At 34.5% G+C, this 18,630-nt stretch carries 21 protein-coding genes; 18 read left to right on the top strand and 3 right to left on the bottom strand.

Going from position 1 to position 18,630, the window contains the following annotated elements; all coding sequences use genetic code 11:
- Positions 1–5 precede the first annotated feature (5 nt).
- The 16 genes from ABUA27_RS04030 (at position 6) to ABUA27_RS03955 (ending at position 15,519) form a co-directional block, all read left to right on the top strand.
- The gene (locus tag ABUA27_RS04030; RefSeq protein WP_349820261.1) at positions 6–1,856 is read left to right on the top strand and encodes a DUF859 family phage minor structural protein; all 1,851 of its coding nucleotides are present in this window, start codon (positions 6–8) and stop codon (positions 1,854–1,856) included.
- Between the two features lie 80 nt (positions 1,857–1,936).
- The gene (locus tag ABUA27_RS04025; RefSeq protein ID WP_349820260.1) at positions 1,937–2,347 is read left to right on the top strand and encodes a phage holin family protein; all 411 of its coding nucleotides are present in this window, start codon (positions 1,937–1,939) and stop codon (positions 2,345–2,347) included.
- 3 nt (positions 2,348–2,350) lie between these two features.
- A complete protein-coding gene (locus ABUA27_RS04020; RefSeq protein WP_349820259.1) occupies positions 2,351–3,349 on the top strand; it encodes an N-acetylmuramoyl-L-alanine amidase in 999 nt (332 codons plus the stop codon).
- A gap of 103 nt (positions 3,350–3,452) precedes the next feature.
- Complete coding sequence (locus ABUA27_RS04015; RefSeq protein ID WP_349820258.1) at positions 3,453–3,623, top strand: SHOCT domain-containing protein; 171 nt, start codon at positions 3,453–3,455, stop codon at positions 3,621–3,623.
- Between the two features lie 34 nt (positions 3,624–3,657).
- Entirely contained in the window at positions 3,658–4,857 is a 1,200-nt protein-coding gene (locus ABUA27_RS04010) for a recombinase family protein (protein ID WP_349820257.1), read from the top strand.
- Positions 4,839–6,422, top strand: a complete 1,584-nt coding sequence (locus tag ABUA27_RS04005; RefSeq protein WP_349820256.1) for a recombinase family protein — start codon at positions 4,839–4,841, stop codon at positions 6,420–6,422. The genes ABUA27_RS04010 and ABUA27_RS04005 overlap by 19 nt, the downstream gene beginning before the upstream one ends.
- Positions 6,423–6,539: 117 nt before the next feature.
- Complete coding sequence (locus ABUA27_RS04000; protein WP_349820255.1) at positions 6,540–6,911, top strand: hypothetical protein; 372 nt, start codon at positions 6,540–6,542, stop codon at positions 6,909–6,911.
- Positions 6,912–6,984: 73 nt separating this feature from the next.
- Positions 6,985–7,509, top strand: coding sequence for a hypothetical protein (locus ABUA27_RS03995; protein WP_349820254.1), 525 nt, complete (start codon positions 6,985–6,987; stop codon positions 7,507–7,509).
- 219 nt (positions 7,510–7,728) lie between these two features.
- The gene (locus ABUA27_RS03990) at positions 7,729–7,956 is read left to right on the top strand and encodes a ComEC/Rec2 family competence protein (protein ID WP_349820253.1); all 228 of its coding nucleotides are present in this window, start codon (positions 7,729–7,731) and stop codon (positions 7,954–7,956) included.
- Positions 7,957–7,997: 41 nt separating this feature from the next.
- Positions 7,998–8,957 carry a DNA polymerase III subunit delta gene (gene holA / locus ABUA27_RS03985; protein ID WP_287844944.1) on the top strand — a complete coding sequence of 320 codons (960 nt, stop codon included), beginning with the start codon at positions 7,998–8,000 and terminating at the stop codon, positions 8,955–8,957.
- Position 8,958: 1 nt separating this feature from the next.
- Positions 8,959–10,050, top strand: coding sequence for a radical SAM family heme chaperone HemW (hemW, locus tag ABUA27_RS03980; protein WP_317374605.1), 1,092 nt, complete (start codon positions 8,959–8,961; stop codon positions 10,048–10,050).
- Positions 10,051–10,174: 124 nt separating this feature from the next.
- Positions 10,175–11,197, top strand: coding sequence for a heat-inducible transcriptional repressor HrcA (hrcA, locus tag ABUA27_RS03975; RefSeq protein ID WP_022425792.1), 1,023 nt, complete (start codon positions 10,175–10,177; stop codon positions 11,195–11,197).
- 13 nt (positions 11,198–11,210) lie between these two features.
- Positions 11,211–11,783, top strand: a complete 573-nt coding sequence (gene grpE, locus ABUA27_RS03970) for a nucleotide exchange factor GrpE (RefSeq protein ID WP_129981025.1) — start codon at positions 11,211–11,213, stop codon at positions 11,781–11,783.
- A gap of 17 nt (positions 11,784–11,800) precedes the next feature.
- A complete protein-coding gene (dnaK, locus tag ABUA27_RS03965) occupies positions 11,801–13,615 on the top strand; it encodes a molecular chaperone DnaK (RefSeq protein WP_022425790.1) in 1,815 nt (604 codons plus the stop codon).
- 51 nt (positions 13,616–13,666) lie between these two features.
- Complete coding sequence (gene dnaJ / locus ABUA27_RS03960; protein ID WP_117459041.1) at positions 13,667–14,791, top strand: molecular chaperone DnaJ; 1,125 nt, start codon at positions 13,667–13,669, stop codon at positions 14,789–14,791.
- Positions 14,792–14,841: 50 nt separating this feature from the next.
- Positions 14,842–15,519, top strand: coding sequence for a YjjG family noncanonical pyrimidine nucleotidase (locus tag ABUA27_RS03955; RefSeq protein ID WP_129981026.1), 678 nt, complete (start codon positions 14,842–14,844; stop codon positions 15,517–15,519).
- Positions 15,520–15,553: 34 nt separating this feature from the next.
- On the opposite strand, the gene rpmB is transcribed toward ABUA27_RS03955, so the two are convergent.
- Complete coding sequence (gene rpmB, locus ABUA27_RS03950; RefSeq protein WP_022425067.1) at positions 15,554–15,739, bottom strand: 50S ribosomal protein L28; 186 nt, start codon at positions 15,737–15,739, stop codon at positions 15,554–15,556.
- A gap of 234 nt (positions 15,740–15,973) precedes the next feature.
- On the opposite strand from rpmB, the gene ABUA27_RS03945 reads away from it, so the two are divergent.
- Both ABUA27_RS03945 and ABUA27_RS03940 read left to right on the top strand, forming a co-directional pair.
- Positions 15,974–16,327 (top strand): Asp23/Gls24 family envelope stress response protein, encoded by a 354-nt coding sequence (locus tag ABUA27_RS03945; protein WP_022425068.1) that lies wholly within the window; start codon positions 15,974–15,976, stop codon positions 16,325–16,327.
- An 11-nt stretch (positions 16,328–16,338) separates the two neighbouring features.
- Complete coding sequence (locus tag ABUA27_RS03940; protein ID WP_317374614.1) at positions 16,339–17,958, top strand: DAK2 domain-containing protein; 1,620 nt, start codon at positions 16,339–16,341, stop codon at positions 17,956–17,958.
- Between the two features lie 110 nt (positions 17,959–18,068).
- Here the strand turns inward: ABUA27_RS03940 and ABUA27_RS03935 are convergent, their stop codons facing one another.
- Both ABUA27_RS03935 and ABUA27_RS03930 read right to left on the bottom strand, forming a co-directional pair.
- Positions 18,069–18,260, bottom strand: coding sequence for a tyrosine-type recombinase/integrase (locus tag ABUA27_RS03935; RefSeq protein ID WP_349820279.1), 192 nt, complete (start codon positions 18,258–18,260; stop codon positions 18,069–18,071).
- The coding region (locus tag ABUA27_RS03930) for a site-specific integrase (RefSeq protein WP_349820252.1) at positions 18,257–18,630 on the bottom strand (374 nt) is incomplete at its 5' end. The genes ABUA27_RS03930 and ABUA27_RS03935, both read right to left, overlap by 4 nt.

Here is an 18,630-nt window from a genome sequence, read left to right as displayed (position 1 = left end):
AATGTATGGCATCATCAGGAAGCATAACAACGAATGAAAAAGAAGGCAGATCCATTACTCTTTCATGGTCGCAAACCAGTCAAAGCGTTGCAAATAACACAACTACGATTGCTTGGACTTTAAAAGGTTCTGGTTCTGCCGGAGGCGGAAGTTGGGTAATGTCAGGTGCTTTTAAAGCAGTCATCAATGGTAAAACTGTATATTCAAGCGATACTCGAATTCAGCTTAAAAAAGACCAAGTTATTGCATCGGGTAGTACTACTATCACACATAATTCAGACGGTACGAAGTCTTTCAGTTTAAGTTGTGAGGCAGGGGTTTATACTTATGCAGTAAGTGTAAGAGCAAGTGGAACGCATACTTTAAATACAATCCCAAGAGCATCTTCAATATCAATGGCAAGTGGAGTGATGGGAAGTGCATCTACGATTAGTATTTCTCGTGCATCTAGTTCGTTTACACATACGCTGACATATGCTTTTGGAAATGCTAAGGGAACAATTGTTTCAAAGACAACTGCTACTTCTGTATCTTGGACACCGCCGCTTACACTTGCTCAGCAAATACCAAGTTCTATTTCTGGCAAAGTGACAATTACTTGCACAACTTATAGTGGAAGTACAAGCGTTGGTTCAAAAAGCATTACAGTATCACTTAAAATACCGGATTCAATGAAACCTAGTTTGTCTAGTATTACAGCTACTCGAGTTGATGGAGATGTTCCATCTAGCTGGGGTATCTATGTGCAAGGAAAATCAAAAGTAACACTTGCAATTAATGGAGCAGCGGGAATTCAAGGTTCAACAATTAGTTCATATAGTATTAGTGGAGGTGGATTTAGTTCTACCTCTTCTTCTTTTACCACAGGCTTTTTAAATACAACAGGAACGATAACATTTACCGCTAAAGTTACTGACTCAAGAGGTAGGGTATCGGATGAAAAGACGATTTCAATAACAGTAATTGCGTATAGTCCGCCTGTTATATCTTCTTACTCATCGCAAAGGTGTAATAGTGGAGGCTCACTTTTGGATGATGGAACTTATGTAAAAGGATTAGTATCGTTTAGTTATTCTTCTTGTAATAGTAAGAATTCAATAACTACTTCAGTCTATTACAAAAAATCAACAGAGAGTTCTTGGATTAATGCAAGTAAGACGTTTTCGAGTGGATATTCCTTTGTTTTTGGTGGCAGCATTTCGTCTGAGTATTCTTACGATATTAAGTACACAATATCGGATGCGTTTATTTCAGTATCCATAACAGATACTATTTCAACTGCGTCTGTACTTATGGATTATAAAGCGGGTGGTAAAGGAATCGCCATTGGAAAGGTTGCTGAGTATGATAATACCTTTGAAATTTCTGAAAAATGGGATTTTAGAGTTCGAGGGAAAAAGATAATTGATTATATCTATCCGATAGGAAGTATTTATATATCTGTTAATTCAACCAATCCTACTACCTTGTTTGGTGGTACTTGGGTACAGCTAAAGGATAGATTTTTACTTGGTGCTGGAAGCACTTATGGAAATGGTGCTACCGGTGGTGAGGCTAGTCATAAATTATCAGTCAATGAAATGCCAAATCATGCCCACGATACACCATTCTTTAATAATATGTCTAACAATGGAGAAATGGTTTCTGATTTTGAGGGTGTGTTTGGTAAAGGAATGACGGCAAGCGCTGCAAAATCTTTAACTGGTAAAACGGTTATTGAAATGTGGTGGAAAGAACAAACAAATTTAGCTGAGGGCAATGAGTACAGCTATTTAACATCTTCAAAGGGAGGCTCTGTAGCACATAACAATATGCCACCTTATTTAGTAGTTTATATGTGGAAAAGAACAAATTAATAAAGTTAGATCAGGCGATTGTCCAATAAGGATGGTCGCTTTTTCTATATCAAAAATTCTTGAAAAGGAGGAATAAATTTATGAAGGAATTTTGGAATGTAATTCAACTTGTATTTACAGGAATTGGGGGATGGCTTGGTTATTTCTTAGGAGGGTGCGATGGTTTGGTTTTCGCACTTTTATTATTTGTAGTCATCGATTACATCACTGGAGTGATGTGTGCAGTTGCGGATAAGAAATTATCTAGTGCTGTCGGATTTAAGGGTATCTGCAGAAAGGTGCTTATTTTCTTGCTTGTAGGAATTGCAAACATTCTTGATGTAGAGGTTATCGGTACAGGCAGTGTTCTTAGAACGGCAGTTATCTTTTTCTACATTTCCAATGAAGGTGTAAGTATTCTTGAAAATGCAGGACATTTGGGACTTCCAATTCCAGTAAAAATCAAAGACGTTTTAGAACAGCTCCATGATAGAGCGGAAAGTGAGGAATAATTGATGTCAAATAGTAATTTAGTATCTTATACAAGACTTAGTCCGAATCATTCAGGACGAAGAACTCACGCCATTGATCGCATTACACCACACTGTGTAGTGGGTCAATGCAGTGTTGAAACTTTAGGTAATATCTTTGCCCCTACATCAAGGGAAGCAAGCTGTAACTATGGAATCGGCGTTGATGGTAGAGTCGGAATGTATGTAGAAGAGAAGAACCGTTCATGGTGTTCTTCTTCAAATTCAAATGACCAAAGAGCCGTAACAATCGAATGTGCATCAGACACAAAGCATCCTTATTGGATGAATGATAAGGTTTATTCTACCCTTATCAAACTTTGTGTAGACATCTGTAAAAGAAACGGTAAAAAGAAACTTATCTGGTTTGGAGATAAGAATAAGACTCTTAATTATAGTCCAAAGTCCGATGAAATGGTTCTTACAGTTCACAGATGGTTTGCAAATAAGACGTGTCCTGGTGATTGGTTATATTCAAGACTTGGTGAACTTGCTAAAAAGGTGACAGCACAGCTTGGTGGCTCTTCTGTTACACCAAGTAAAAGCTTATATAGAGTTAGAAAATCATGGTCTAATGTGAAATCGCAAAAGGGTGCATTTAAGTCACTTGATAATGCGAAAAGATGTGCTGATTCTCATAAGGGATATTTTGTTTTTGATGAGAGAGGAAATATTGTCTATCCAAAATCAAATAAAAAATCCATCGATGAACTTGCAAGAGAAGTTATTAAAGGTTTATGGGGTAATGGCTCTGACAGAAAAAACAAATTGACTTCTGCAGGTTATGATTATGATGCTGTTCAAAGCAAAGTAAATGAAATCCTTGATGGTGGAAAAGCTACACCAACAAAATCGATTGATACTCTCGCCAAAGAGGTGATTCGTGGTGATTGGGGAAATGGAACTGATAGAAAGAAAAGACTGACTGCAGCAGGATATAATTATGATGCGGTTCAAAATCGAGTCAATCAAATTTTAGGTTAAAAGTAATGCCTGTTGGAGATTAATTTCTCTTGCAGGCATTTTTTTATTTTTCGGGGTAAAATTTGAACTATTTTCTTTGCCTGTTACATAGGAGGTGTCTCTTATGGAACAAATTAATTTCATAATAACAATGGATTTAGCTGTAAAGTTTCTATATAAAGGTGTCATCACACCTAAAGAATATAAGATCTTTTTGCACGAAATGACTACAAAATATGGGCAAAATAATCTTCAAATATTGTATCAAATAAAGCTTGATATGTTCTTGAATTAGAGGGTTAATACAAGTGCGAAAGGAGTGGGTGTATTTGAAAATTATTAAGCTACCATTATTAAAAGAAGAAATAAAAAAACGAAAAGTAGCAGCTTATACAAGAGTTTCTGTTAGTTCGGATAGTTTACTACATTCTTTAGCTAATCAAGTGTCACATTACACAGAGATGATTAAAAAAAATCCAGAATGGGAGTTCGTTCAAGTGTATGTTGATGAAGGAATAACAGGGACAAGCACGGAAAGTAGAGAGCAATTCTTGAAGATGATGGATGATGCTAGAGCTGGTCGATTTGACTTGCTTTTAACAAAATCGGTTTCTAGATTTGCAAGAAATACAGTGGACTTATTAGAATCGTGTAGAGAGCTGAAATCACTGAATGTGGAAGTTCGATTTGAAAAAGATCGTATTTCAACTTTCAATTCCGATGGAGAATTAGTTCTTTCATTATTAGCATCCTTTGCTCAAGCAGAATCTGAATCAATATCTCAGAATGTTAAGTGGGGTAAAAACAAACAAATGCAAGATGGGGTATATCATCATTTCTCAAGATGTTATGGCTACGATTGGGATGGAGATATTTATAAGATTGTAGAGAAAGAAGCCGAGGTCGTCAGGTTCATCTATAAAGCATATCTTGATGGAATGTCACCAAAGAAAATATCTGAATTGATAACTGCAAAAACAGTAACGGGTAAAAATTTCACAAGAGGAACAGTAAAAGATATTTTGAAGAATCGTATTTATATTGGAGATAGAGTGCTTCAACAATTTTACTCGCCAAGGGTAAGAAAATGTACTAGAAATTATGGGGAAGTACCAAAGTATATTTTGTCAGATGTACATGAACCAATTATTGATAGAGAGTCATTTGAAAATGTTCAGGCAATAATGCAACAAAAGGCAAAGGAAACTCCGAAGAAAACCTTCATTTGTTTTTCTGGAAAAATGAAGTGTGGTCATTGTGAAAGGGCACTTTGTAGAAGAACATTACATGGTAAAAAGATATGGAAATGTCAAGGCAATGAAATTAGTAAAACTTGTCACGCTAGATACATTACGGAAGAAAAATTGAATGAATATACATTTTCGATTTGTGAAGATGAGAACGAATTCAAAATGAGAGTAGATCATATAAAAGTGTACGATGATTATTTAGAATACATTTTTAAGGATAAAACAATGAAAATGATAGAACGAAAGGAGCCAAAACGAAGATGCAGACAAAGAAAGTAGTGACGGTTATTCCTGAAAAGAAACAAGACATCATTCAAGACAATTCTATTGAATTGAAAAAGAAAAAAGTGGCAGGATATGCTCGTGTTTCAACCGAACTAGATGAACAGCAAAATTCATATAATTCACAGCTTGACTATTATACGAATTACATCAATTCAAGAAGTGACTGGGAATTTGCAGGAATGTATTCAGACGAAGGAATCACAGGAACAAGTATTAAAAAGCGAGAAGGCTTTACATCGATGATTCAAGATGCACTTGATGGAAAGATTGACATGATAGTGACTAAATCTATTTCAAGATTTGCAAGAAATACAGTAGATACACTATCCACCGTAAGAAAATTGAAAAACGTAGGTATTGAAGTCTTTTTTGAAAAGGAAAACATTTATACACTTGATTCAAAGGGAGAATTGCTCTTAACTATCTTATCTTCTTTGGCACAAGAGGAAAGCAGATCTATTTCAGAAAATACGACTTGGGGTCAAAGAAAAAGAATGGCGGATGGTCATGGATGTTTAGGCTTTTCAAGATTCTTAGGATACGATAGAGGTCCTGATGGAGAGTTTGTCATCAATGAAGAGCAGGCAAAAATAGTAAAAAGAATTTATTATGAATACCTTGATGGAAAAACTACAGTTGAAATTGCAAAAAGACTGACACGAGATGGTATTAAAACAGTAACTGGTAAAGATAAATGGGATAATTCTACAATCTTATCTATTTTAAAGAATGAAAAGTATAAAGGTGACTGTTTGATGCAGAAATACTACATCAATGATTATTTGGAGAAGAAGCTCATTAAAAACAAAGGAGAACTGCAACAATACTATGTAGAAAATCATCACGAACCAATCGTATCCGCAGAAGTATACGATAGAGTTCAACTTTTGATGAAAAGAAAAAGCAAAAAGAAAAAGAGTTCAGCAGCAAGAGATTTCTCATCAATGATTATTTGTGGAGAATGTGGAGAAGCGTATGGCTCAAAAGTTTGGCATTCCAATAGCAAGTATCGAAAAATCATATATCGATGTAACGCTAAGTACAAGGGTGATAAATGTAGCACTTTAGCAATTGATGAAACCAGATTAAAAGAAATATTTGTAGAGGCTATAAATCAACTTTTGGTTAACAAAAAAGAGATTATAGATAACATCAAGTATCTGTTGGAAATAAAGAATCAGAACAAAAGTTATGCAGAAGAAATAAGACAAGCAGCAGTAGCAATGGATAAAGCGGAACAGGTATACAGAGAAATTATAAATAATCAGAAAGTAAAGCCTTTACCCTTTGAGAAATACGAACTACTAATTAAGCAACATAGTCAGGAATACGATAAGGCTAGAGAAAATTACAATGCTTTAATCGAGGATAATAACTTACATGAAAGAGAGATTAGCAAGTTAGAAGAATTTATCATTAAATTTGAAAAGCTAGAAAACATTATTGCCGACTACGATTATGATTTAATGAAAAGAACAGTCGAAGATATGCTTGTTAATGCTGACGGAACGATTACAGTGAATTTTATAGGTGATCAAAATATCAAGGTAAAAATATAACAGCAGAATGACCCCTGCTGTTTTTTTATCTTTATAGAGATTGTTATTCTTGTTATAATTATAAGTAAATAAATTGGAATTTAACACGAACAAGATTTAATTATAGGAGTGTACTCAATGTGGCTTTTAGGGAGTATTTTTATATTCACATCACTATTAATTCTATACATAAAATATAGGGTTGTTTTTACTGGCGAAAAATGCAAAGGGAACATAATCGACATTGTAGAACAAAATGCAGGTTATGTAGTAGGTGGTGTTAATGTCAAAAAGCATGCTTATATAGTGAAGATTAAAAACAAAAAATATCATACTGCACATGGTTGTATCTTTTTGTCATTGGGAAAGAGAAATATTGGAAAAGAAATTTCCGTATTTAAGAATGAAAAATATGGGAATGAGGTTTTCAAATGCTTTGATTTTCGTATAGAGATTGTTGCTTTGTTAGTATTTTTATTTGGCGTTTTTATGATCTACTCAGCCTTATGATAAAGCCAAGCAGGTTTCAGTTTGAAAAGAAGTTATACGCAAAGAAAAATTTAGAAGTTATGGAGGAAACTATATGGAAAATTTAGGTGCATATAGATACTGTATCGCTATGAAAAAAGGTCGAAAAATATTAAATCTGATTGTGGGCTGCTTAATGATTCTTATAAGTATCATTTTCATAACCACAACTGTTTTTAGCTGTATTTTTATGCAGGAATTTGTTTATTACACATTTTTAGCAATATTCCTTATAATTATACCCCTACCTCTTTTTATTTTTGGAATTATAGGTATTGTCTCAGCTACAAAACGAGTTGAAGTTTATAAAGGAAAAGTGATTTATCATATTGGTTTTAAAAATAAGGAATATCGTATGTCTGATATTAAAACATCAAAAACAAAAAGTGAAACATATAGAACAGGATTAGATTATGGAAATATTGTACCCACCTACAGTTATGATAAATTAACTGTATTCTATGATAAAAAAGGGAAAAAGATTTTTAAATTTGGATTGGCATACGATAATGTAGAGCGACTGAAAGCAGATGTTAATAATACTCAAAAAAGCATAGCAAAACAGCATAACAAGAACTAAATAAATTCCAGTTTGTAAGTGTATAGAAGTGACCCTAAAAAGGGCACTTTTTTATGAATACTTCTCTCTATATTATATATAGAACAAACTTGTATCATAATAACGATATATTACACCCTTTGTCGCTTAAACGATACAAGGGTATTTTATTTCTACTGAAATGCTTATATGCTCTTATCAAAGCGAAAAAATGCAAGATTGTATTACTATAACGATATAATGAAGGTTGCACATCATGGCAGTGGTTATTCTTCTTCTGTAACATTCTTTCAAATGGTTCATCCTCGTATCGCAATGATTGGTGTAGGAGAACATAATCTCTATGGGCATCCAGCTCATATTGTCATTAAACGATTAGAAGAAAGAAAGATTAAAATACTGCGTACAGATCTTGATGGTAGCTTTTCTATTATCACTTATTTAGGAGAACATCTTATTTACCGTTAATCATGAATATATGGTAGAATAGGACAAAAGGATGGAGAACTATGAATATTGTATTATATGGAGAAGAAAAACTATTACTTGCACAAAGATTAGAAGACTTAAAAAAGAAATATCAATGTACAAGCGATGATATGAACTATATGGTCTATCATGCAGGTGAAACACCTATGAAGGACATTATTGAAGATGCTTTAACACAACCTTTCTTAACAGAATATAAGATGGTTGTATTAAAGAATCCAATCTTTCTTACAAAAGAGAAGCCTAAAAAGAAGCTAGTCACAGATGAAGATATCAAGTTATTTTTAGATTATATTGAACATGATAATCCAACAACATTATTTGTAATATATCATGATCAGCGTAACTTTGATGAAAGAAAAAAAGTAGTTAAATCATTACGTAAAAACGCGAAATGGTATGAAATAGAGAAATTAACCTTCAATCAGCTTTATAAGGCTACTAGAGAAGCCATTGTTCATAGAAATGCCTCTATTGAAGACAATGCTCTTGCTTTATTACTAGAACGCTGTGGAAATGATCTTTTGACTATTTCTAATCAGGTAGAGAAATTATGTCTCTATACACATAGTATAAAGAAAGAAGATGTTGAAAGATTAGTCCCACCACGAGTTGAAGAGGATGTTTTTAAGTTAACTAATGCATTATTGAATCATGATTTAAGAAATACAATGCGTGTTTATCAAGACTTAATCTCTAAGAAACATGATCCTTTAGAACTCATTGGTTTAATTGCGAATGCGTTACGTAATCTCTACCAGGTCTCTATTATGAGCAAGAAGGGATATCGTGATAATGATATTGCCTCAGCACTAGGTCTTAATCCTCGTGCTATCTATCCAATTCGTAAAAATGCAGCACATTTTGATATTACTGAACTCATGGAAAAACTTTATGACTTATCAGAACTGGATTATGCAATCAAGACAGGTACAGTAGATAAATTTAGAGGATTAGAACTCTTCTTGATGAGGATATAATATGGAAACAAAAGCACTTTATATTCATATTCCTTTTTGTGATCATATCTGTTCTTATTGCGATTTCGCAAAGGTCTATTATCGTGAAGAGTTTGTCTTAAAATATCTAGAACGATTAAAGGAAGAACTTAACGCTCTTCCCCATCATATTATGAGAACTATTTATATAGGAGGAGGAACACCAAGTGCTCTTTCTTTAAATCAATTAGATGCATTATTAAGTATGGTTGATCCTTTTGTAGGGGATGATACTCTCGAATATACAATAGAAGTCAATCCTGAATCAGCAACGCTTGATAAACTAGAATGTATGCATACTCATGGTGTGAATCGAATAAGCGTTGGTGTACAGACATTTAATAATGATTTATTAAAAAGGATTGAACGTTATCATACTTCTGATATTGCGCAAGAAGTAATAAGAAATGCATGCTCTATAGGCTTTAAGCATATCTCTATTGATCTCATGTATGGACTTCCTAATCAGACATTAGAAGATGTCCAAGAAGATTTAAAGACTGCCTTATCACTTCCTATTAATCATTTATCTTATTATTCACTTATATTGGAGGAACATACAAGACTTTATGACAACTATGAACCTCTTGATGAAGAGACAGAAGGAAAGTGGAGTGATTATATTGTAGAGACACTTTCTCATGCTGGTTTTCATCGCTATGAAGTCTCTAACTTTGCGTTAGGAAATCATGAATCAGAACATAATAAAGTTTATTGGCATTATGATAATTATTATGGTGTGGGCATTGGTGCGACAGGTAAAATAGATGATGAACTTATTTCTCACTCGCGTAGTCTTACTGATTACTTGAAGGGGAAGAATACAATATATATAGAAAAAGAAACAATTGAAGATACAATGTTTAATTATCTTATGATGTCTTTACGTCTAAAAGAAGGATTAGACCTTGATGAATTTAAAAGAAGATATCATTGTTCTGTAGAAGATGTCTATAAAGAAGCTCTTACTAAGAACCTAGGTAATCATTCGTTGATTATTGAAAACAATCATTTGAAAACAAATGATACACTCGATCTTCTTAATTCCATTCTTCTAGATTTCTTACCAGAATAAGTGGTTTCTCAAATAAGAGAACCCCTTTTTAATATAAACTAGCACTAAAGTCTTGACACTGCTAAAAAAGAATGTATAATGAATCTAGCACAAGAGGAAAAAGAGTGCTAAGGAGGTGCTTGGGATGCTTTCGGCAAGACAAATGCTTATATTTAAATATATTGTCGAAGAGTTTATTGAAACAGCAGAACCTGTTGGATCTAAGCTTCTGATGACAAAATATGAATTACCATATTCAAGCGCCACTATTCGAAATGAAATGAGCAAGCTTGAAGAACTTGGTTTTCTAGTGAAGACACATACATCTTCTGGCCGTGTTCCTTCTAAGAAGGGATATTACTATTATGTAAATACTTTGCTTCAGCCAAATGTCGACGAACAGGTGAAGAATCAGGTTGCAACTATCTTTAGTGATACACATCAATCATTGAATAGTTTGATTAAAGAAAGCTGCGAAATGTTAAGCCAGTTGACTGATCTGACGGCGGTTGCTCTAGGACCTAATTCAAGTTATGAATGTCTGCAGAACATTACACTTGTTCCAATTGGGACGCGTAATGTCACTGCGATTATTGTAACGGATAAGGGACATGTAGAAAATCGAGTTTTCACTTTATCTGAGACATTGAGTTTGGATGATTTACAATCTTGTGTGGCGGTAATGAATGACACATTAGTTGGCACACCAATCAATCAGGTGGCAGATAGATTAGAAAACGATGTCAAGCCAATCCTCAATACGAGAATCAAGGAACATGAAATCTTGTTTAATGCTTTCTTAGAAGCATTTATGAAGTTTGCAAGAAACAATGTATATTTCTCTGGTAAAGATCATTTGCTGTATCAACCAGAATACAATGATGTCAACAAGTTAAGAAAATTAGTGAGTGCATTTGAAAATTCATCAAACTGGAATTTCTTAGCACCAACTGATGATGATGGCATCAAGGTATTGATTGGTGATGATTCAAATGTATCTGGACTTGATGATGTATCAGTTATTTCATCTTCTTTTGATACAGGAGGAGCTAGTAAAGGAACGATTTCTGTAATCGGTCCAACACGTATGCCTTACAAGAAAGTTGTATCGCTTGTAGAATATATTACTGAAAATATAGAAAGAATCATCAAGGAAAATGATGAGTAGAAGAGGTGAGACCATGGCAGAAGAAATGAAGAAAGAAGCAGAAGAAACTGTTGAAGAATCTACTAAGGAAGAAGCTGAAGAAGTAAAAGAAGAAACAACTGAAGAAACAGCTGAAGAAACAGTAGATCCTAAAGATGAAAAGATTAAGGATTTAGAATCTCAAATCAACAAGTGGAAGACAGATTATTATAAAGTATTCGCTGATATGGAAAACTTAAAGAAAAGACTTAAAAATGAACACGCGAATCAGTTAAAGTATGCAATGCAGTCTTTTATTGAAGAGTTACTACCAGTTATTGATAACTATGAAAGATCATTAACTGTTGAGCCTGAAAGCGAAGAAGGTAAGAATATTCTTAAGGGTAATAAGATGATTTTGAACCAGTTAATGAATATTCTTGGTAAGAATGGTGTAACTGTGATTGAAGCACAGGGTAAGGAATTTGATCCAAATATGCACCAGGCAGTCATGCAGGATGATAATCCTGACTTTGGTCCAAATATTGTGACTGAAGAATTACAAAAAGGTTATATGTTAAAAGATAGAGTAATTAGAGCAACTTTAGTGAAAGTGAATAAGGATTAATAGGAGGAGAACTTATTATGAGTAAAATTATTGGTATTGATTTAGGTACAACAAATTCATGTGTCAGTGTTATGGAAAATGGTGAAGCAAAAGTAATTGCAAATCCAGAAGGAATGAGAACAACTCCATCGGTTGTTGCATTCAAGAACGGTGAAATCATCGTTGGTGAAGCTGCAAAGCGTCAGGCTGTTACAAATCCTGATACTGTAGCATCAATCAAGAGACATATGGGTACAAACTATAAAGAACATGTAAATGGTCGTGATTATACACCAGAAGAAATTTCAGCAATGATTCTTCAGAACTTAAAGGCTACTGCTGAAAGCTATTTAGGTGAAAAAGTAACTAAGGCTGTTATCACAGTTCCAGCTTACTTCAATGATGCTCAGCGTCAGGCTACTAAGGATGCTGGTAAGATTGCAGGCCTTGATGTTGAACGTATTATCAATGAACCTACAGCAGCAGCACTTGCTTATGGTGTAGATAAAACTGAACAGGAACAGAAAGTATTAGTATATGACTTAGGTGGAGGAACATTCGATGTTTCTATCCTTGACTTATATGATGGTACATTTGATGTATTAGCCACTGCAGGTAACAACCGCTTAGGTGGTGATGACTTCGATAAGAAAGTTATGGACTACATGGTTTCTGAATTCAAGAAAGAAAACGGTGTTGATTTAAGTGCTGATAAGATGGCTATGCAGAGAGTTAAAGATGCTGCAGAAAAGGCTAAGAAAGACTTATCTGGTATGATGCAGACTCAGATCTCATTACCATATATCACTGCTGGTGCTAATGGACCACTTCATTTAGATATGACTCTTACAAGAGCTAAATTTGATGAATTAACAGCTGATTTAGTTGCTAAAACAGAAGTTCCAGTAAGACAGGCATTAACTGATGCGAAAGTATCTGCATCTGAAATCGATCAGATCTTACTAGTTGGGGGTTCTACTCGTATCATTGCAGTACAGGAATCAGTTAAGAGATTATTAGGAAAAGAACCTAACAAGTCAGTTAACCCTGATGAAGTAGTATCTATGGGTGCTGCAATCCAGGGTGGTGTTATCACTGGTGATGTTAAGGATGTCGTATTACTTGATGTTACACCATTATCACTTGGTATCGAAACTATGGGTGGTGTTATGACAGTATTAATCCCTCGTAACACAACTATCCCAACTACTAAATCACAGATCTTCTCAACTGCTGCTGACAACCAGCCAGCTGTAGATATTAACGTACTACAGGGTGAACGTGCAATGGCTAAAGATAATAAGCAGTTAGGCTTATTTAAACTTGATGGTATTGAACCAGCTCCAAGAGGCATTCCTCAGATTGAAGTATCATTTGATATCGACGTTAACGGTATCGTAAATGTTAAAGCAAAAGATATGAAGACAAACAAAGAACAGTCTATCACTATTCAGAACTCTACAGGTTTAAGTGAAGAAGAAATCGATAGAATGGTTAAGGAAGCTGAAAGCAATAAAGCTGACGATGAAAAGAAACGTAAAGACATCGAAACTAAGAACAAAGCAGAAGCTATGATTAACCAGATTGATAAGGCTTTAGCTGAACAGGGTGCTAACCTTCCAGAAGATCAGAAGAACCAGGCTACAGCTTTAAGAGATGAACTTAAGACTGCATTAGACAATAATGATATGGCTACTCTTGAATCTAAGATGAGTGAACTTGAACAGATCGCTCAGCAGATGGCTGCTGCTCAGTATCAGCAGCAGAATGCTGGTAATACAGCAGGTGCAGACACTTCATCTAACAACAATAACGATGATTTCGTTGATGCAGACTTTACTGAAAAGAACTAACAAGAAAGCCAAGGGCAATCCCCTTGGCTTATATTAAATGAGGTGTAATTTATGGCAGATAAGAGAGATTACTATGAAGTCCTTGGTGTATCTAGGGATGCTTCAAAAGATGAAATAAAACGTGCCTATCGTAAGATGGCAAAGAAATATCACCCTGATGTGAATAAAGCGCCAGATGCAGCAGATAAGTTCAAGGAAGTTAATGAAGCCTATGAAGTTCTTTCTGATGAGAATAAGAAGGCTGCTTATGACCGTTATGGACATGCAGCATTTGAACAGGGTGGTGCAGGTGCTGGAGGATTTGGTGGCCAGGGATTTGGCGGATTTGAAGATATGGACTTTGGCGATATCTTCGGTTCATTCTTTGGCGGAGGACAGTCACGTTCTAGAAGACCTACAGGACCACAAAAAGGTGAAGACCGTTATGTTCAGATAGAAATTGATTTCATGGATGCTATCAAAGGTAAAAAGACTGAACTTAAGATTAACTATGATGAACAGTGTTCTCATTGTCATGGTACAGGTGCTAAGAATCCTAATGATGTGCATACATGTTCTAGATGTGGTGGAACAGGACGTATTAGAGTACAGCAGCGTTCACCATTTGGTACTATCATTAATGAATCAGTCTGCCCAGACTGTCATGGTACAGGTAAGGTAGTCAAGGATAAGTGCCCACATTGTCATGGTTCAGGATATATTAATAAGAATGTCACTGTAGAATTAACAATCCCAGCTGGTATTAATTCTCATCAGCAGTTGCGTGTCGCTGGTAAAGGACAGCGTGGTGTCAATGGTGGACCTAATGGTGACTTATATGTAGAAATCTATGTACGTCCACATAAATACTTTGTGAGAAACGGTAATGATATTTCTATATCAGTTCCAGTTTCTGCAGTAGATGCAACTCTTGGCTGTGAAGTTGAAGTACCTACTGTTTATGGTGATGTCACTATGAAGATTCCAGCAGGAACACAGACTGGTACAGTCATGAGACTTAAGGGTAAAGGTGTCAAGAACATGCGTGGTGATACTTATGGTGATCAGTATGTTCAGGTTAACGTTTCTATTCCTAAGAAGTTAAGCAAGAAAGAAAAAGACCTTTATACAAAACTTAAAGAATTAGATGAAAAAGAATCTATTTTTGATCAATTTAAGAAATCATTCAAGAGATAGGGATATTGAGTATTCCTATCTTTTTTGTATAATGAAATAAGGAGGACATTATGAAATATAAAACTATATTATGGGATATAGATGGCACACTTCTTAATTTTGAAATGTCTGAAAGAATCAGCATGGAAAAATGTTTAGAGAAGCATGGCGTATCTATGACAGAAGCACAATTTGAAGAATACAAAAAGATTAATAAAGAATGCTGGAAGATGATTGAAAAGGATCATTCAAGAAGAAATGAACTCATGGTGAAACGTTTTGTAGACTTTTTTATACTACTTAATGTTTCTATTGATGGTGTTCAGTTTAATAAGGATTATCAGGAAGCATTAGGTACTTATTATTGTTTGAATGAATTCGCCTTAGAAGTCATTTTGGCACTTAAACCACATTGCAAGCAGTATGCAGCATCAAATGGCTCAAAAGTCGCTCAGTTAGGCAAATTAAAGGGTACAGGGCTTTATGACTTATTTGATGATATATTCATCTCAGAAGATGTAGGGCATGAAAAGCCAGATATTACATACTTTAATTATATTAAAGAAAAGACCCACTATGATCCTGATACCACAATTATTATCGGAGATTCACTTACAAGTGATATAAAGGGTGGAGAGAACGCAGGAATTGATACATGCTACTTTAATCCAGGACATCAAAAAAACACTTCTCAAGCTGTCACATACGAAATAGACAAACTTATAAAAGTGTTAGACGTAGTAAAATAAAAGAGGCTGTTGCCAGCCTCTATTATTATATCGATTAAGCGCTCTTTCTTAAAGTTCTTAACTGTCTTGCAGAAACTCTTACCTTTGTAGGCTTACCATCGATGATGACAGTAGCTTTCTGTAAGTTAACATTCCACTTTCTTCTTGTAGCGTTTAATGCATGAGAACGGTTGTTACCAGACATAGGTCCTTTACCGCTAAGCTGACATTTTCTAGACATTGAATTCACCATCCTTTTACTTGTTTCACATACTCGTGTATCTTACCATCTACCTCATCAAAAATCAATCATTTTTTTAATTAATCTGTCCAAAATGTAAAAAAAGTTGAATATATGGACAAAATAAGGATTGAAAAATCTTTATTGTTTGCTATAATCCTAATTGTTTGTAATGTTTGTGTATATGATATATAATTACTATTATGAAAAAAGAATAAAAATGGAGGAATCAATATGATTAAAAAAACAACTGATCTTGGAAATATAGATATTTCAACTGACGTTATTGCTACTATTTGTGGCGGAGCTGCAACAGAATGTTATGGTGTTGTAGGTATGGCTAGCCAGAAGATGATGGATGGTTTTTATGATCTTCTAGGTAAAGATAATTATTCTAAAGGAATTGTTGTTGAAGAAGGTCAGACTGGTTCTATTATTAATCTTTATATTATTGTAGGTTACGGTGTGAAGATTTCTGAAATCGTATATGAAGTACAGAAGAAAGTTAAATATGTACTAGAAAAGACTCTAGATATTGATGTTGAAGCTGTGAATGTTTATGTTCAGAGCATCCGTGTAATGGACTAGGAGGATGAAGCATGAAGGAAATTAACGGTAAAATGTTTAAACAGATGGTCTTAAGCGGGGCCATCGTATTACATAATAATCATCCTGAGGTAGATGCTTTAAACGTCTTCCCAGTACCAGATGGAGATACAGGTACTAATATGTCTCTTACATTCAATTCTGGGGCTGAACAGGTTGAAAAGCTTGCTGATGATACACCTATTGGTGATATCGCTAAAACTCTTTCTAAAGGCTTATTAATGGGAGCAAGAGGTAACTCTGGTGTTATTCTTTCTCAGATCTTTAGAGGTGTAGCTAAATCACTTAAAGGCAAAGAAACTGCCAATGTTGCAGAATTATCTGATGCATTCTCTTCTGGTGCTAAAGTGGCTTATAAGGCAGTTATGCGTCCAGTAGAAGGAACAATCTTAACAGTTATCAGAGAATCTGCTGATGTAGCTGCTAAGTATGTACAGCCAGATATGGAAATTGAAGACTGGTTCTCTTACTTTGTAAAGAGTGCTGAAAAGTCTTTAGATAATACACCTGAACTTCTTCCAGTATTAAAAGAAGTAGGTGTAGTTGACTCAGGAGGAGCTGGTTTATTATTAGTATTAACTGGTTTCATGGCTGCTCTTGCTGGTGAAGTGATTGAAAAAGTAGACAATGTTGGTGCCGCAAGTGATGTGGAAATTGTACAGGAAGAAGAAAAGCCTTATGGTTATCGTGTACAGTTCACATTAAAGATTGATGAAAGAAAGATGAATGCATTCAACTTAGATGGTTTCATCAATGAGTTAAAGAACTTACCAGGTAAGAACGTAGATGTAGCACAGAAAGATAATAAGGTTATTGGTAATGTAGATACATTAAAGCCTGGTAATGCATTAAATACAGGTCTTCGTTTTGGTGAATTCACTAAGGTAACTGTAGTGAATACTGAAGTATCTGAAGAAGAAAAAGAAGAAGAAATCCCAATGGCTCCTGCTAAGGAAATGGCTCTTATTTCTGTGGCTGCAGGTGATGGTATTAAGGATATGTTCCTTGAATTAAATTGTGATCATGTTGTATCTGGTGGTCAGACAATGAACCCCGCAACTGAAGATATCGTTAAAGCAATCAAGGGTGTGAATGCAAAACATGTCATCATTCTTCCAAATAACTCTAATATCGTCATGACTGCACAGCAGGCGGCTACAGTATTAGAAGGAGAAGTAGACGTTGTGGTATTACCTACTAAGACTATTCCTCAGGGATTATCTGCTGCTATCATGTATAATCCAGAAGCAACATTAGATGAAAATGTGGATGAAATGAAGGAAGCTATTGCGAATGTAAAGACTGGTCAGGTTACTTTCGCAATCAAGGATACTTCAATTGATGGTTTAGAAATAAAAGCAAATAACTATATGGCTTTATGTGAAAAGAAGATTGTGGCTTGTGTACCAGATAAGCTAGAAGCATTAAAGAATGTTTTAAGCAATCTTGTAGATGAAGATTCTGAAATCGTTACACTTATTTGTGGTGAAGACGTAACAGAAGAAGAACAGGAAGCAGCTAGAAGCTTCATTGAAGAAAACTATGAAGATGTAGAATGTGAAGTTCATGTTGGTAAACAGCCAGTTTACTCATTTATTGTTGGTGTTGAATAAATTCAATTCTCAAAAAGTGCCGATATAATCAGCACTTTTTTTGATTGATATTCAAATTTTACGCTTATTTACGCACTAATTTGGAAATATTAAGTAAAAAAGCCTGTTTTTTATTGGTCATCTTCAAGATTGAATTCGATTAGTTGAGCTATCTGATGTTCCTTGGATTTTAAGACATCAGCATATATATTAGCTGTTGTTTGAATATCATTATGGCCTAGATGAGAAGAGACTACTTTTATATCTACATCGTTCATAATTAACAATGTTGCATTAGCATGTCTTAAGAAGTGAACTGTTATATATTCATAATCAGTTCCTTTTTTACTGCGTTTAATCTTTTATTGATATTATTTCTATGTATATAATCTCCTAATGGAGTAGAGAAAACTATATTAGGATTAATATATTGTTCTTTTAAAAATTGTTTTTTTTCATTTTGTTCTTGTTGGACCATTTTAAGAATGTTAAAAACGGTGTTAGACATTCCTAGTATTCGATAGCTGTTATTTGTTTTTGGTGGTCGAATAATTGGATCCTTTCCGACAAAATTAATAGTTTTGTTGATATTAATTTCTTTATTTTTAAAATCAATCCTCAATTGTAAAATGAAACTGGAATTAAGGAATTGGGATAAAGGGGCATGCCCCTTTATCCCAATTCGCGCGACCG

It is taken from the genome of Catenibacterium sp. RTP21428st1_D7_RTP21428_210409, assembly GCF_040227455.1.
GTDB lineage: Bacteria > Bacillota_I > Bacilli_A > Erysipelotrichales > Coprobacillaceae > Catenibacterium > Catenibacterium mitsuoka_A.
The sequence above is the reverse complement of the archived record's forward strand: the minus strand, read 5'-3'. Positions and strand labels throughout refer to the sequence as shown.